Source organism: Flavobacterium sp., assembly GCF_040402835.1.
Lineage (GTDB): Bacteria > Bacteroidota > Bacteroidia > Flavobacteriales > Flavobacteriaceae > Flavobacterium.
On sequence record NZ_JBBALW010000040.1, the window covers coordinates 1 to 15,276 of the forward strand.

A 15,276-nucleotide genomic window follows, 5' to 3' on the forward strand; every position below is an offset into this window, starting at 1 on the left:
AACAATTAGATAAAAAACAAAAACAGTCGTTTTTATTTTTTATCGGACATTAATGTTTGTTTATATAAAAAAGTGACGGTTTTGGCATTTGAACCAACCAAAAAAATAGCCTATTTCGGATTTTCAACTTTAGGGTTTTTATTTGTAATATTAATGTCAATTGGAGGAATTCGGGGTGGCGATTTTAAAAAATCTACCCGACCAATTAATATCTTAGATGCCAGCCGTCACTTAAAAAATATAGTGCATTCGGATATTGTTTTGAATACTCCTTTTGCCATTATTAGAACCTTATTTAGCAATAGCTTTATAAAAACTGATTATAAAGATGTAAATCCACTGGTCATTAATACCTTAGTTCAACCCATAAAAAGCTATCATAATAATCCAGAAACAAAACCCAATGTAGTCATTTTTATATTGGAAAGTTATGGTCGAGAATACATCGGAGCATTGAATAAAGAAGCGAAAATTCCAAATTATAAGAGCCACGCACTGTTTTTAGATTCCTTGTCACAACACAGCATGATTTTTACTAATGCCTACGCAAATGGGCGGCAGTCTATTCATGGAATGTCTTCAGTTTTGGCAGGAATTCCGTCTTTTAAAGATGCTTTTACCTCGTCGCCATATCCAAAACAAAAAATTGAATCCTTGGTTTCCACTTTAAAAAGTGAAGGCTACAACACCTCATTTTTTCACGGAGCTGCCAATGGCTCTATGGGGTTTTTAGGATTTGCTAATATTCTTGGAATTGATAATTATTATGGTAGAACTGAATTCAATGATGATTCTCAATTTGACGGTTTTTGGGGAATTTGGGATGAACCGTTTCTACAATTCATGAAGAAAACACTCGATAAAAAGAAAATTCCTTTTTTTGCATCTGTGTTTACTGTTTCTTCCCATGAACCCTATATTATTCCAGAAAAATATAAAAACAAATTTCATGAAGGTGCCGTTCCCATTCATAAATGTGCTGAATACACTGATTATTCATTGAAACGCTTTTTCAATGAAGCCAAAAAAGAAACTTGGTTTTCAAATACTATTTTCGTTTTTGTAGCCGATCATTGCAACCAAATATATTACGACGAATTTCAAAAACCTATAAATCGTTTTGCGGTACCTATTATTATCTATAAACCCAACAGTAAATTGGTTGGCGTAAATACTGATTTAGCCCAACAAATAGATATTTACCCAACAATTTTGGATTTAATTGGCTACAAAAAGCCTTTTAGAAGTTGGGGTCGTAGTTTATTTGACACCAAAACAAGCACCCCATTTGTAATTAACTCTACAGGTACAATTTATCAGTTTTCAAAAGGAAATTACATTTGTACTTTTGATGGAAAAGAAGCAATTGGTTTTTATGACAAAAATGACAAGAGTTTAAAATCCAATTTAATTGCCTCCAGAAACTTAGAAATGAATTCTCTAGAACTCAATTGCAAAGCTTTCATACAAGACTATATGTTCAGAGTGGTTGACAAAAAAATGTATGCGAATTAATGATTTTCAATTATTATGAAATAAATATCCTACATCGGTAGGATTTTTTATTTGAAAAATGACTCAATCCAATTATCTGATTATCTTTGCAAAAGTTTAACTATAATTCACACAATGAAGCCCAACACACAACAATTAAACGATTTAACAATCCAAGTTAGAAGAGACATTCTTCGAATGGTTCACGCAGTAAATTCAGGACATCCAGGAGGTTCTCTTGGTTGCACGGAATTTTTAGTAGCTCTATATCAAAATTTAATGGACAGAAAAGAGGGATTTAACATGGACGGTATTGGAGAAGATTTATTCTTCCTTTCTAACGGACATATTTCACCAGTTTTCTACAGTGTTTTAGCACGAAGTGGCTATTTCCCAATTCCCGAATTGGCGACTTTCCGATTAATCAATTCAAGGTTGCAAGGACACCCAACAACGCATGATAATTTACCAGGCGTTAGAATAGCATCGGGTTCATTAGGTCAAGGATTATCGGTTGGAATTGGAGCTGCACAAGCTAAAAAATTAAATGGCGATAACCACATTATTTATACACTTCACGGAGATGGAGAATTGCAGGAAGGGCAAAACTGGGAAGCAATTATGTATGCATCAGCAAAAAAAGTTGATAATTTAATTGCTACAATTGATTTGAATGGTAAACAAATAGACGGTTCTACAGATGAGGTTTTACCAATGGGAAGTATTCGAGCTAAATTTGAAGCTTTTGATTGGGATGTCTTAGAAATTAAAGAAGGAAATAATATTGAGGCAATTATTGCAGGAATGAATGATGCGAAATCAAGAACTGGAAAAGGGAAACCTGTTTGCGTTTTGTTGCATACTGAAATGGGTAATGGTGTTGATTTTATGATGTTCAGTCACGCTTGGCACGGTAAAGCCCCTAATGATGCACAACTAGAAAATGCTTTAGCTCAAAATCCTGAAACTCTTGGGGATTATTAAATAATTTTGAATTATAAATTATGATTTATGATTTATCATGATTACTTAATTTTTAAATCATTCAATCTTTCAATTAATAAAAATGAAAAAATATATAAATACAGGAAGTAAAGATACCCGCTCAGGTTTTGGAGCAGGAATGACAGAATTAGGACAAACCAATGAAAAAGTGGTTGCACTTTGTGCCGATTTAATAGGATCCTTAAAATTTGATGATTTCAAGAAAAATCATCCAGAGCGTTTTTTCCAAATCGGAATAGCAGAAGCCAATATGATTGGAATTGCAGCAGGATTAACTATTGGAGGGAAAATTCCTTTTACGGGGACTTTTGCAAACTTTTCTACCGGAAGAGTTTACGATCAAATTCGGCAATCGGTAGCGTATTCTGATAAAAATGTAAAAATTTGTGCTTCACACGCTGGATTAACTCTTGGTGAAGATGGCGCAACCCATCAAATTTTAGAAGATATTGGATTGATGAAAATGTTGCCAGGAATGACTGTAATTAATACATGTGATTACAATCAAACCAAAGCAGCAACATTAGCAATAGCGGAACATCACGGCCCTGTTTACTTGCGTTTTGGACGTCCAGTTGTGCCAAATTTTATGCCGTCTGACGAGCCATTTGAAATTGGAAAAGCAATTGTTTTAAGTGAAGGTTCAGATGTTACAATAGTAGCAACTGGACATTTAGTTTGGGAAGCTTTATTAGCAGCGGAAGCATTAGAGGCAAAAGGAATTTCAGCAGAAGTTATCAATATACACACTATCAAACCTTTGGATGAATCTGCAATATTAAAATCGTTGGCAAAAACTAAATGTATTGTTACTGCCGAAGAACACAACATCTTGGGAGGATTAGGGGAAAGTATCGCTAGAGTTTTATCATTAAATCAACCTGCACCACAGGAATTTGTTGCGGTTCACGATTCCTTTGGCGAAAGCGGAACGCCAGCACAATTAATGGAGAAATATAAATTGAACAATCAAGCGATTGTTGCAGCAGTTGAAAAAGTGTTAACAAGAAAATAATTTCAAATTACTTAGAATTAATAAAAAAAACCTTTCATTAGAAAGGTTTTTTAGTAATGTAAAGTAATGTTAAAACATTAAACTAACTTCATTTTTAATATATGACAATGCAGCATTACTTGGAGATTGTTTATCCATTAAATCATTCAAAATCACTTCGCGTAATTTGTTTGCATTGTCTACACGCTCACTTAAATTAGCTGTTCTAATCATCTGAATGGTAGCGTTTTTGGCAGTAACAATTATAGTCCAACATTCATCTGACATGTAAATTTGTTGCGTTAAATTGTGTTCAAATTCCTGCTCAATTTGTGCAATTACATAGTTTTCATAATCATTTTTATCTTCCGAAATTGGAGTAATCCGAATTAGTAATTTAGGAAGATTGATTCGTTCTAAAAATAAAGTCATACGTTCAAAAGCTTGTAAACGAATTGGCAAAGCGTCTTTTTGAGATTCTTTATGGAGTAAAAAGCGACGTCTTCCTTCTTCATTTTTTGTGTGTAAATCAAAGAAATAATAGGCAACAGCCCCTGTAATTACTGCGGGTAAAGTGTAACTTAAAAGTTCAATTAATTTTGTAGTTTCCATTTTTATATATAAAAAGCGTTAGTTTTAGAATCAAAAAACAAATTAACGAATAAACAAATAAACTTATAGCTTACATTTGATAAAATTTTCAAAAAATGGACATTTCAATATTAGTTTTATTATGTATCGCTGCTTTTTTAGCTGGTTTTGTAGATGCAATTGTTGGTGGTGGAGGATTAATTCAAACGCCAATGGGTTTGATTTTACTGCCAAATCTTCCCGTTGCAACAATTATTGGAACGCTAAAAATCCCTTCGTTTAGCGGCACTTTTTTTGCAGCATTTCAATATTTAAAGAAGATAGAAATGAATTGGAAATTGCTAATCATCATGATGGTTTTGGCAGTTCCTTCGGCATTTCTAGGTTCTACTTTATTAACACATATGAGCAATGATTTTATGAAACCGTTGCTGCTTGTTGTTTTGTCGTTATTGGTAATTTATACGTATGTGAAGAAAAATTTTGGTCAACATTCCGATAAATCTCATTCGGCAAACCAACAGATTTTATATGCGATTTTGATTTCCTTTTTCATTGGATTTTATGATGGTTTTATTGGTCCTGGAACCGGAAGTTTCTTGGTTTTGGCATTTGTAACCTTGCTTGGTTTTGATTTTCTTCAGGCTTCCGCTAATGCAAAAATGGTAAATTTAGCAACAAATTTTGGTTCGATTTGTTTGTTCGTAATTAAAGGAAAAATCATTTGGATGATTGCTATTCCAATGGCTTTTTGTAATGCAATTGGTGGTTTTTTAGGGGCTAAATTAGCAATTAACAAAGGAAATAAGTTCATTAGAATTTTCTTTTTGATAGTTGTAATTGGAACCTTAATCAGATTTGCGTATGATGTTTTTATTGGAAAATAATCAGGTTGATAAAATTGTATAACTTCTAATTTATAGTTTATTTTCTTACCAAATTCTTCATTCTAAATTCATATTTTTGTATTCAATATTGAAAATAAAAAATGCAAAAATATATTAGCCAACTTAACGAAGCGCAACAAGAACCAGTTCTACAAAAGGACGGACCAATGATAATTATTGCGGGTGCAGGCTCAGGAAAAACACGCGTTCTAACCATTAGAATTGCCTATTTGATGAGTTTAGGAGTTGATTCTTTTAGTATTTTGGCATTGACTTTCACGAACAAAGCAGCTCGTGAAATGAAGAAAAGGATTTCGGATATTGTAGGTTCCAACGAAGCTAAAAATCTTTGGATGGGAACTTTTCACTCTGTTTTTGCAAGAATACTTCGCTCTGAAGCTGATAAATTGGGTTATCCTTCTAATTTTACCATTTATGATACGCAAGATTCTGTGCGCTTGATTTCCTCTGTTATCAAGGAAATGCAATTGGATAGAGATATTTACAAACCAAAACAGGTTTTAAGCAGGATTTCATCTTATAAAAATAGTTTGATAACTGTAAAGGCCTATTTCAATAATCCTGAATTACAAGAAGCCGATGCGATGTCTAAAAAACCTCGTTTGGGCGAAATTTATCAAAATTATGTAGAACGTTGTTTCAAAGCTGGCGCAATGGATTTTGATGATTTGTTATTAAAAACCAACGAATTACTGACCCGATTCCCTGAAGTTTTAGCTAAATACCAAAACAGATTTCGTTATATTTTGGTTGATGAGTACCAAGATACCAATCATTCTCAATATTTAATTGTTCGTGCTTTATCCGATAAATTTCAAAATATTTGTGTGGTTGGTGATGATGCACAAAGTATTTATGCTTTTCGAGGTGCAAATATCAATAACATTCTGAATTTCCAAAAAGATTATGAAGGCGTAAAAACCTATCGATTGGAACAGAATTACCGTTCTACAAAAAATATTGTAGAAGCGGCCAATTCAATTATTGATAAAAATAAAACCAAATTAGACAAAATTGTATGGACTGCGAATGACTTTGGTGCGAAAATAAAAGTACATCGCAGTTTGACTGATGGCGAAGAAGGACGATTTGTAGCCAGTACGATTTGGGAGCAAAAAATGCAAAACCAAATGATGAATGGGCAATTTGCAATTTTGTATCGTACCAATGCACAATCTCGTGCGATGGAAGATGCGCTTCGAAAAAGAGATATTCCTTACCGAATTTATGGAGGCTTGTCCTTTTATCAAAGAAAAGAAATTAAGGATGTTTTGTGTTATTTACGTTTGATTATCAATCCAAAAGATGAGGAAGCTTTGATTCGTGTAATCAATTATCCTGCCCGTGGAATTGGAGATACAACGGTTGAAAAACTAACAATTGCAGCCAATCATTACAAAAGATCGATATTTGAAGTAATGCAAAATATTGATAAAATTGACTTAAAACTGAATTCAGGAACGAAACAAAAGTTGACTGATTTTGTGACTATGATTCAAAGTTTTCAGGTTATAAATGAAAATCAAGATGCGTTTTATATTGCCGATCATGTTGCTAAAAAAACAGGATTGGTTCAGGAATTGAAAAAAGACGGAACCCCCGAAGGTGTTGCGAAAATTGAAAATATCGAAGAATTATTGAACGGTATGAAAGATTTTACCGAGGGTCAAAAAGAAATTGATGGCGCTCGTGGTGCTTTAGCCGAATTTATGGAAGACGTGGCTTTGGCAACCGATTTAGATAAAGATACTGGCGATGATGATCGTGTAGCATTAATGACCATTCACTTGGCTAAGGGATTGGAATTTCCAACGGTTTTCGTAGTTGGAATGGAGGAAGATTTGTTTCCAAGTGCAATGAGTATGAGTACTCGAAGCGAATTGGAGGAAGAACGTCGCTTGTTTTATGTGGCATTGACTCGTGCTGAACATCAAGCCTACTTAACGTATGCACAATCTCGTTACCGCTGGGGAAAATTGACGGACAGTGAGCCTTCTCGTTTTATTGAAGAAATTGATGGACAATATTTGGAATATTTAACACCTGAAGAAAATAATTATAGGTACAAACCAATGATTGATAGCGATATTTTTGGCGATGTCGATAAATCAAAATTGCGTTTGGCTAAGCCAATAGGAGGAACGCCACCAAGCACCCTAACCCCTGAAGGGGGAATAAATTCAAATAGTACTATTCGTAAACTGAAACCTTTGTCAACCAATAATTCAGGTGCTACCAATTTATTTGACAACAAATTAACGATTGGAAATGTTGTAATGCACGAACGTTTTGGAAAAGGCGAAGTAATTAATTTAGAAGGTGTTGGCGCCGATAAAAAAGCAGAAATCAAATTTGAAATTGGCGGAATTAAGAAATTATTACTGCGTTTTGCAAAATTGGATGTAATCGGGTAGCTTAAAGCATAAAGCAAAAAAAATGGCAAAATTCATAAAAATATACGAAGACAAACCTAACGAAGCCGCTATTAAAAAAGTAGTTGATGTTTTGAAAAATGGGGGGTTAGTGATTTATCCAACAGATACCGTTTATGGTTTGGGTTGCGATATAACTAATACCAGAGCATTGGAACGTATTGCAAAAATAAAAGGAGTAAAGTTGGAAAAAGCCAATTTTTCTTTTATTTGTTCCGATTTGAGTCACATTTCTGATTATGTTAAGCAAATTGACACCGCAACTTTTAAAATTTTAAAAAGAGCGTTACCAGGACCTTATACTTTCATTTTACCTGGAAATAACAATTTACCAAAGGAATTCAAAAAGAAAACTACCGTTGGAATTCGGGTTCCTGATAATGCGATTGCCTTAGAAATTGTGCGTCAATTGGGAAATCCTATTGTTTCAACATCCATTCACGATGAAGATGCCGTTTTAGAATATTCTACCGATCCAGAATTAATTTTTGAGAAATGGCAAAACCTTGTCGATATCGTAATTGACGGAGGTTATGGCGATAATATGGGATCTACAATAATTGATTTATCTGGATTTGAACCAGTTGTTGTCAGAGAAGGAAAAGGAAGTTTGGATGTGTTTTAAGCGTATTCCGTCTCCAATGAATTAGTAATCAGTTTTGATTTTTTAAATGGACTTAAATCAATAGCGCTACTTTTTAGAAATTAGTATAACAAAAAAAACGCCTTGATTTCTCAAGACGTTTTTGTATTTCTGAACAAACTGAATACTTTTTAAAACTGTTCACTGTTTAACTGTTCACTATTTCTTCTTCATTTCTTTTTCAATCATTTCGTAAAATTCATCTATTTTTGGAAGGATAACAATTCGCGTTCTTCTATTGATTGCTCGGTTTGCAACAGAATTGTTTTCTACCAAGGGTATGAATTCTCCACGACCTGCAGCGATTAATTGTTTTGGATTTACTTTCAAATCATTCGTTAATACACGAACAATTGCGGTAGAACGTTTGGCACTCAAATCCCAATTGTCAAGCAAAATATTGTTTCCAATGAACGGAACATTATCAGTGTGTCCCTCAACCATACATTCAAATGTAGGTTTATCATTGATTATTTTTGCAACTTTCGCAAGCACTTCTTTTGCACGATCGCTCACTAAATAACTGCCACTTTTGAAAAGTAATTTATCAGCAATTGAAATGAAAACCACACCTTTTTCAACATTTACTTCAATGTCTGGATCTGATATTCCAACCGAACTTTTAATGCTCGTAACCAATGCAAGGGTCATACTATCTTTTTTGGTCAGAGCATCTTGCATTCTTGTGATTTTCAAGTCTTTTTCCTTAATATTTTCCAAAGCTTTTTCAATGTTTTGTGCTCCCTTTGTTGATAAAGTGGTCATATTTCCCATTGTACTTAGCAAATCGGAGTTGCTTTTCTTTAGAAACTCAATCTGACCTGCAATCGCCTCTTTTTCAGTCAAGCACATATTTAGTTTTACTGTACAAGAGTTCAATAAATCTTGGATTTCTTTGTTTTTAGATTCTAATGCCGCAATTTTTTTCTTTGTGCCACAAGAAGTTGCTAATAAAGCGACTAATGAAACTGCTAAAATGATTTTTTTCATAAGGGTTGTTTTTTTGCAAAATTAAGGAAATAAATGGTATAAAAATTAATAGTTTAACTATTGTTAAAATAGCTTTTCAAAAACGATGCCATGTTTAATATAATAAGTATAAACGATGCTTTTTACTTTATAGTATGTTTTTAATTTGGTTTTTCTACGTTTTTTATAGTTTTTTAAAAAATGATGATAAAAGTGAAAATGAGCTTTTAATATGGCAATAAAATGCAAGAATTTTCCTTGAAATAAAAATCTGATTCCTGCAATACCATCTAAAATCATTCTAATGAAAAGTACTTGAAATATGGATTCTTTTGGTAGGTTTTTTGTTAACATCAATAAAGAATTTCTAAAATTCAAGAATGTTTTTTTAGGATTTCCTTCTTTTAATGTTGCTCCACCAACGTGATAAACTGTGGATTTTCCATTGTATTTAACGATGTGATTGTTATTAAAAGCACGCCAACACAAGTCAATTTCTTCTTGATGGGCGAAGAAATTAACATCAAAACCATTTAATTCTTTATAAACGGAACTTCTAATAAAAAAACAAGCTCCTGATGCCCAAAAAATTTCGCAAGTATCGTTGTATTGTCCGTTGTCTTTTTCTAAAGTTTCAAAAATCCGTCCACGGCAAAAGGGATAACCATATTTATCTATGAAACCTCCACCAGCACCTGCATATTCAAAGTATTCTTTGCGTTTGTAATCCAATATTTTTGGTTGAATAATGGCAGTTTGTGGTTCGTTTTTGAAGGTTTCAATTATGGGTTGCAACCAATTTTCAGTAACTTCAATATCGGAATTTACAAGGGCAAATATATCAGCATCGACATTTTTCAAAGCTTCATTAAAGCCTTGTGCAAATCCAAAATTATATTCGTTTTTTAGTATTTGAACAGTTGGAAAATTTTCTTTTACAAATGATATAGAATCGTCTGTAGAAGCATTATCTGCAACAAATACATTAGCTTCAGACGAATATTGAACAACAGAAGGTAGAAACTGTTCCAACAATTTCACTCCATTCCAATTGAGTATGACGACAGCAATTTTCACTTATTTCATTGAATTTAAAGATTGATATTCTGGTAATTCGGATAGAAAATCGTATTTCTTACTTTCATAATCCATTTTGCAAAAGTAATGATTAAGTCCGTTAGTTACCATCAAATATTCGGCATTCAAAGTCATATTGTATCTTGCGATTTGGTCGAATGTGTGTTGCGATATTTTAATTTCGGGTGCTTTACATTCCACTAAAATAAAAATACTGCCATCAGGATTGTAAACAACAACGTCATATCTTTTATTTAAATCATTGATTTTCAATAGTTTTTCTACGTTTATATGTGACTTTGGATATTTTTTATCTTGTAACAAAAACTGAACTACGTGCTGGCGAACCCATTCTTCGGGAGTAATAATTATAAATTTTTTCCTGATTTCATCGAAAATAGCTACTTTATTTTCACTATTTTTGAATCGGAATGAATACGATGGAAACTGAAGTTGCTTCATATAGCAAAAGTAAGACTTTTTAAATAGAGAAAAAAGAGAATAGAAAATAGACTGATAGATGATAGACAAAATGATAAATGAGAACATAATACTTAGAATAAAGAACAAATTTTTGTCAATCCGAAATCTAAAATCATAAATCCAAAATCATAAATCCCAATGGATGAAGTTTTAAAAATTGTAAACGATATTAAAGCTGGAAATATAAAACCAATTTATTTTTTGATGGGCGAGGAGCCTTATTATATTGATAAATTATCAGATTATATTGAAGAAAATGTTCTTTCCGAAGAGGATAAAAGTTTCAACCAGACGGTGCTTTATGGTCGTGATGTATCCGTTGAAGATATTATTTCGGCTGCAAAACGCTATCCAATGATGGCTGAACGTCAAGTTTTGATTGTTAAAGAAGCGCAAGATTTGGTAAAAACAATTGATAAATTTGAAAGTTATGCTTTAAGTCCAATGCCTTCAACGGTTTTGGTAATTTGCTATAAATACAAAACCTTAGACAAACGAAAAAAAGTAACCAAGCTTTTTGAAAAAGCAGGTGTTGTTTTTGAAAGTAAAAAACTGTATGAAAATCAAGTTGGTCAATGGATTACAAGGGTTTTACAGACTAAGAAATTTTCTATTGAACCCAAAGCAAATGCGATGTTGGTGGAATTTTTGGGTACAGATTTGGGAAAAATAAACAACGAACTCGAAAAACTACAAATTATTTTGCCTGCTGGAAGTACAATTTCTGCAAAGGATATTGAAGAAAACATTGGCTTCAGCAAAGATTTTAATATTTTTGAATTGCGAAAAGCGATTGGCGAACGCAATCAATTTAAATCGTATAAAATTGCACAGTATTTTTCAGATAATCCGAAAGACCATCCAATGGTAATGACAACAGGATTGATTTTTAGCTTTTTTATACAAGTATTACAATACCACGGATTGAAAGATAAAAATCCGAAAAATGTGGCTGCGGTTTTAAAGGTAAATCCTTTTTTTCTTAAAGATTATGATGTTGCTTTGAAAAATTATCCAATGAAAAAAGTCAGTCAAATTGTAGCACTTTTGCGAGATATAGATGTTAAAAGTAAAGGAGTTGGAGCCAATGCAATGCCGCAACACGATTTATTAAAGGAAATGTTAGTTGGTATTTTTAATTAAGAATTTCAAACATTGGTTTTGAAGGAAATCAATTTACATTTGAAATAAACACTATTTTTAACGATATTTGCAATTCCAAATTTACAAACTTTAGTTATGGGAATGAACAAAAACACCGTTTTAGGATGGGCAACATTGATTATGATACTTATGGGATTATTACTAATTGGTCTCGGCGCTTTTCGATATAGTGAAATTTCAGGATGGGGATTTGTTGCAGTTGGCATAGGTTTCCTTGCAAATGCTTGGGTTTTTAATGCTTTGAAAGGGAGACTTTGAGAATTATGAATTCAATAGCAATTGCAATGACAATTTCAATATTAAAGAAAATCAAATTATAAAAAAATCAAATACAATGGCAGACGATAAAAAAGTAATTTTCTCAATGCAGAAATTGAGTAAAACCTATCAAGGAGCAGACAAACCGGTATTAAAAAATATTTATTTGAGTTTCTTTTATGGAGCTAAAATTGGTATTCTTGGACTTAACGGTTCTGGAAAATCGTCTTTGTTGAGAATTATTTCGGGTGCTGATAAAAATTATCAAGGTGATGTGGTTTTTCAACCAGGCTATACTGTTGGCTATTTAGAACAAGAACCAATTCTTGATGATTCAAAAACCGTAATCGAAATAGTTCGTGAAGGAGTTGCCGAAACAATGGCAGTTTTAGAAGAATATAATGGTATAAATGATTTATTTGGTCTTCCAGAAAACTATGAAGATGCAGACAAAATGGACAAGTTGATGGATCGTCAAGCGGCGCTGCAAGATAAAATTGATGCACTTGGAGCTTGGGAAATAGACACCAAATTAGAAATTGCTATGGATGCTTTGCGCACACCAGAAGGGGATACGCCAATCAAGAATTTGTCGGGTGGAGAACGTCGTCGTGTGGCTTTGTGCCGATTATTATTGCAACAACCAGACGTATTATTATTGGATGAACCAACGAATCACTTGGATGCGGAAAGCGTACTTTGGTTGGAACAACATTTGGCTCAATACGCTGGAACCGTAATTGCGGTAACGCACGACAGGTACTTTTTGGACAATGTTGCGGGTTGGATTTTAGAATTGGATAGAGGTGAAGGTATTCCTTGGAAAGGGAATTATTCGTCTTGGTTGGATCAAAAATCAAGCAGAATGGCATTGGAAGAAAAAGTGGCTTCGAAACGTAGAAAAACTTTAGAACGGGAGTTGGACTGGGTTCGTCAAGGTGCAAAAGGGCGTCAGACGAAACAAAAAGCACGTTTGCAGAATTATGATAAATTACTAAATGAAGACCAAAAACAATTGGATGAAAATTTAGAAATCTATATTCCAAATGGACCTCGTTTAGGGACAAATGTAATTGAAGCCAAAAATGTTGAGAAAGCTTTTGGCGATAAATTATTATATGATAATTTGAATTTTACTTTGCCACAAGCAGGAATTGTTGGAATTATTGGACCCAATGGTGCTGGTAAATCAACTATTTTCAAAATGATTATGGGTGAAGAAAAACCAGATTCAGGGGAATTTTCAATTGGTGAAACTGTAAAAATCGCTTATGTCGATCAGGCGCATTCTAATATAAATCCTGAGAAATCGATTTGGGAGAACTTCGCCGATGGTCAAGAATTGATTATGATGGGAGGAAAGCAAGTAAATTCAAGAGCTTATTTGTCACGATTTAATTTTGGCGGTGGAGAACAAAACAAGAAAGTTTCAATGCTTTCTGGTGGAGAACGAAACCGTTTGCATCTTGCAATGACTTTGAAAGAAGAAGGAAACGTACTTTTATTAGATGAGCCAACGAATGATTTGGACATCAATACGCTTCGTGCATTGGAAGAAGGTTTAGAGAATTTTGCTGGTTGTGCCGTTGTAATTTCGCACGACAGATGGTTCTTGGATAGAATTTGTACGCATATTTTGGCTTTTGAAGGAAATTCTGAAGTCTATTATTTTGAAGGCGGATTCTCTGATTACGAGGAAAATAAAAAGAAACGTTTGGGTGGCGATTTAACACCGAAACGATTGAAATATAGAAAACTAATTAGAAGTTAAAGTAAAAAAGAGACCAAACGGTCTCTTTTTTTTGTAAAAATAAATGCAAAACATTTTCTATAAATACAAAAGGTTTTATACATTCGTAAATTGAAATTTGATTTAGAAGCAATGTTAAAAAAAATAACCTTATTAATTTTTTTATATACGTACCATCATGGATTTTCTCAATCTGAAGCGACTTCGGTTGCGGAAATAAAAAAAAATATTACTGAAGCTGGGGTTCATTTAAGTAAATTAGAATGTGATAAATCATTAATATCAGCTAAAAAAGCACTTGAAAAAGCTATTTCAATAAGTGACAATGAACTCATTGCTAGATCTTATAACTTAATAGGCTTGAATCTTGATGAATATTATGATTTTGAAAAAGCTATTTTTTTCTTCAATAAAGGTTTAGAATATGCGGATAAAACGAATAGTGATTTTATTAAATATTCATTACACAACAATATTGCTCGAACTTATTGTTTTCGAAATATTGATTTCAAAAAAGGAATTTACCATTATAAGCAAGGTTTATACTATTCAAAGTTATTAAAAGACGACTATGAAATTATGTATGCCAATTTGAATATTGCAACTGCTTATTTTGCAATTGATGACTATAAAAATGGATTTCCGTATCTAAAAGTCGTCAAAGACCAAGTTGAAAATAGTGATGAATTGGAAGCTAAAATATCCTATAATTCTATGCTTGGCGCCTATTATTCCTATAAAAAAAATTACATAGATTCTGAAAAATCATATAAAAATGCTTTGGAGTTTTGCGGGGAAAATAAACCAGAATTTTTAGAAGACAATGCTACTGAGGTTTATGATGACATTGCTCGAATGTATTCTAAAAAAGGGGACTTTGAAAAGGCTTTTCTCTATATGGATAAGTTCAATGTTCTTAAAGAAAAACACTATAATGATGAGCATTCAAAAATAGAACAAAAATCTGGAATGAATATGATTTTGGAGGAGTATAAGCGCCAAATTAGCCAATTGGAGATACAAAAAGCAAGACAAATTCAAATAATCCATCAAACTAAAATTATAGGAATATTGATTTTTATTCTGCTCTTAATATTTATCCTATTATTAGTAATTCTTTATAAAAGTTATGTTTTTAAGAAAAAAATAAATCTCAAATTGATTTACACTAATAAAAACTTAAAAATTGCAAAAAAACAAGCGGTAGATATTTCCAATCTTAAAACACAATTTATTTCCACAATGAGCCATGAATTAAGAACGCCATTATATGGAGTATTAGGAATTGTAGATGTTTTGGAAGATGTGCATCCAGAATTAGCCAAAAGTACGTATATGGATTCCTTAAAATTTTCAGCTAATTATTTGTTATCTATCGTAAATGATGTTCTTAGTATCAGCAAATTTGAAAACAGTAAAATCACTTTAGACAAAGCTGCTTTTAATATTTTTGATCATTGCTATCCGAAAGTCAAAAATAAAAAGTGTCTGAGAATCCCTTATTTTTG

At 32.7% G+C, this 15,276-nt stretch carries 14 protein-coding genes; 10 read left to right on the forward strand and 4 right to left on the reverse strand.

Annotated features, from left to right (window positions below; genetic code table 11):
* Positions 1 to 81 precede the first annotated feature (81 nt).
* The 3 genes from AC9UEH_RS10835 to AC9UEH_RS10845 all read left to right on the forward strand — a co-directional run bounded on the left by AC9UEH_RS10835 (position 82) and on the right by AC9UEH_RS10845 (position 3,514).
* Positions 82 to 1,515 (forward strand): LTA synthase family protein, encoded by a 1,434-nt coding sequence (locus AC9UEH_RS10835; protein WP_509531679.1) that lies wholly within the window; start codon positions 82 to 84, stop codon positions 1,513 to 1,515.
* A gap of 114 nt (positions 1,516 to 1,629) precedes the next feature.
* On the forward strand, positions 1,630 to 2,478 hold the full coding sequence (locus tag AC9UEH_RS10840) for a transketolase (protein ID WP_509531682.1): 849 nt from the start codon (positions 1,630 to 1,632) through the stop codon (positions 2,476 to 2,478).
* A gap of 82 nt (positions 2,479 to 2,560) precedes the next feature.
* Positions 2,561 to 3,514: a transketolase family protein gene (locus AC9UEH_RS10845; protein WP_509531685.1), complete on the forward strand. Its 954-nt coding sequence runs from the start codon at positions 2,561 to 2,563 to the stop codon at positions 3,512 to 3,514.
* A 69-nt stretch (positions 3,515 to 3,583) separates the two neighbouring features.
* On the opposite strand, the gene AC9UEH_RS10850 is transcribed toward AC9UEH_RS10845, so the two are convergent.
* Positions 3,584 to 4,105 (reverse strand): DUF7935 family protein, encoded by a 522-nt coding sequence (locus AC9UEH_RS10850; protein WP_509531688.1) that lies wholly within the window; start codon positions 4,103 to 4,105, stop codon positions 3,584 to 3,586.
* 95 nt (positions 4,106 to 4,200) lie between these two features.
* Here AC9UEH_RS10850 and AC9UEH_RS10855 point away from each other — a divergent pair, with 95 nt between their 5' ends.
* The 3 genes from AC9UEH_RS10855 to AC9UEH_RS10865 all read left to right on the forward strand — a co-directional run bounded on the left by AC9UEH_RS10855 (position 4,201) and on the right by AC9UEH_RS10865 (position 8,049).
* Positions 4,201 to 4,971, forward strand: coding sequence for a sulfite exporter TauE/SafE family protein (locus AC9UEH_RS10855; RefSeq protein WP_509531690.1), 771 nt, complete (start codon positions 4,201 to 4,203; stop codon positions 4,969 to 4,971).
* A gap of 101 nt (positions 4,972 to 5,072) precedes the next feature.
* Positions 5,073 to 7,406 (forward strand): ATP-dependent helicase, encoded by a 2,334-nt coding sequence (locus AC9UEH_RS10860; RefSeq protein WP_509531693.1) that lies wholly within the window; start codon positions 5,073 to 5,075, stop codon positions 7,404 to 7,406.
* Between the two features lie 22 nt (positions 7,407 to 7,428).
* Positions 7,429 to 8,049 carry an L-threonylcarbamoyladenylate synthase gene (locus AC9UEH_RS10865; RefSeq protein ID WP_509531696.1) on the forward strand — a complete coding sequence of 207 codons (621 nt, stop codon included), beginning with the start codon at positions 7,429 to 7,431 and terminating at the stop codon, positions 8,047 to 8,049.
* Between the two features lie 177 nt (positions 8,050 to 8,226).
* On the opposite strand, the gene AC9UEH_RS10870 is transcribed toward AC9UEH_RS10865, so the two are convergent.
* The 3 genes from AC9UEH_RS10870 to AC9UEH_RS10880 form a co-directional block, all read right to left on the reverse strand.
* Complete coding sequence (locus tag AC9UEH_RS10870; RefSeq protein WP_509531699.1) at positions 8,227 to 9,057, reverse strand: OmpA/MotB family protein; 831 nt, start codon at positions 9,055 to 9,057, stop codon at positions 8,227 to 8,229.
* A gap of 63 nt (positions 9,058 to 9,120) precedes the next feature.
* The gene (locus AC9UEH_RS10875; RefSeq protein WP_509531702.1) at positions 9,121 to 10,113 is read right to left on the reverse strand and encodes a glycosyltransferase family 2 protein; all 993 of its coding nucleotides are present in this window, start codon (positions 10,111 to 10,113) and stop codon (positions 9,121 to 9,123) included.
* Positions 10,114 to 10,575 (reverse strand): type I restriction enzyme HsdR N-terminal domain-containing protein, encoded by a 462-nt coding sequence (locus AC9UEH_RS10880; protein ID WP_509531705.1) that lies wholly within the window; start codon positions 10,573 to 10,575, stop codon positions 10,114 to 10,116.
* A 159-nt stretch (positions 10,576 to 10,734) separates the two neighbouring features.
* Between AC9UEH_RS10880 and holA the strand changes: the two genes are divergently transcribed.
* The 4 genes from holA to AC9UEH_RS10900 form a co-directional block, all read left to right on the forward strand.
* Positions 10,735 to 11,739 carry a DNA polymerase III subunit delta gene (gene holA / locus AC9UEH_RS10885; RefSeq protein WP_509531706.1) on the forward strand — a complete coding sequence of 335 codons (1,005 nt, stop codon included), beginning with the start codon at positions 10,735 to 10,737 and terminating at the stop codon, positions 11,737 to 11,739.
* 96 nt (positions 11,740 to 11,835) lie between these two features.
* Positions 11,836 to 12,018, forward strand: a complete 183-nt coding sequence (locus AC9UEH_RS10890; RefSeq protein WP_509531707.1) for a CAL67264 family membrane protein — start codon at positions 11,836 to 11,838, stop codon at positions 12,016 to 12,018.
* Between the two features lie 76 nt (positions 12,019 to 12,094).
* Positions 12,095 to 13,789 carry an energy-dependent translational throttle protein EttA gene (ettA, locus tag AC9UEH_RS10895; protein ID WP_509531708.1) on the forward strand — a complete coding sequence of 565 codons (1,695 nt, stop codon included), beginning with the start codon at positions 12,095 to 12,097 and terminating at the stop codon, positions 13,787 to 13,789.
* A 111-nt stretch (positions 13,790 to 13,900) separates the two neighbouring features.
* On the forward strand, positions 13,901 to 15,276 hold a 1,376-nt coding region (locus tag AC9UEH_RS10900; RefSeq protein WP_509531710.1), incomplete at its 3' end, for a histidine kinase dimerization/phospho-acceptor domain-containing protein.

What these genes read in the sequence shown, in the direction of transcription:
- AC9UEH_RS10840 (WP_509531682.1), top strand. Translation starts at nt 1,630, where the DNA reads ATGAAGCCCAACACACAACAATTAAACGATTTAACAATCCAAGTTAGA.
- AC9UEH_RS10845 (WP_509531685.1), top strand. Translation starts at nt 2,561, where the DNA reads ATGAAAAAATATATAAATACAGGAAGTAAAGATACCCGCTCAGGTTTT.
- AC9UEH_RS10850 (WP_509531688.1), bottom strand. Translation starts at nt 4,105, where the DNA reads ATGGAAACTACAAAATTAATTGAACTTTTAAGTTACACTTTACCCGCA.
- AC9UEH_RS10855 (WP_509531690.1), top strand. Translation starts at nt 4,201, where the DNA reads ATGGACATTTCAATATTAGTTTTATTATGTATCGCTGCTTTTTTAGCT.
- AC9UEH_RS10860 (WP_509531693.1), top strand. Translation starts at nt 5,073, where the DNA reads ATGCAAAAATATATTAGCCAACTTAACGAAGCGCAACAAGAACCAGTT.
- AC9UEH_RS10865 (WP_509531696.1), top strand. Translation starts at nt 7,429, where the DNA reads ATGGCAAAATTCATAAAAATATACGAAGACAAACCTAACGAAGCCGCT.
- AC9UEH_RS10870 (WP_509531699.1), bottom strand. Translation starts at nt 9,057, where the DNA reads ATGAAAAAAATCATTTTAGCAGTTTCATTAGTCGCTTTATTAGCAACT.
- AC9UEH_RS10880 (WP_509531705.1), bottom strand. Translation starts at nt 10,575, where the DNA reads ATGAAGCAACTTCAGTTTCCATCGTATTCATTCCGATTCAAAAATAGT.
- holA (WP_509531706.1), top strand. Translation starts at nt 10,735, where the DNA reads ATGGATGAAGTTTTAAAAATTGTAAACGATATTAAAGCTGGAAATATA.
- AC9UEH_RS10890 (WP_509531707.1), top strand. Translation starts at nt 11,836, where the DNA reads ATGGGAATGAACAAAAACACCGTTTTAGGATGGGCAACATTGATTATG.
- ettA (WP_509531708.1), top strand. Translation starts at nt 12,095, where the DNA reads ATGGCAGACGATAAAAAAGTAATTTTCTCAATGCAGAAATTGAGTAAA.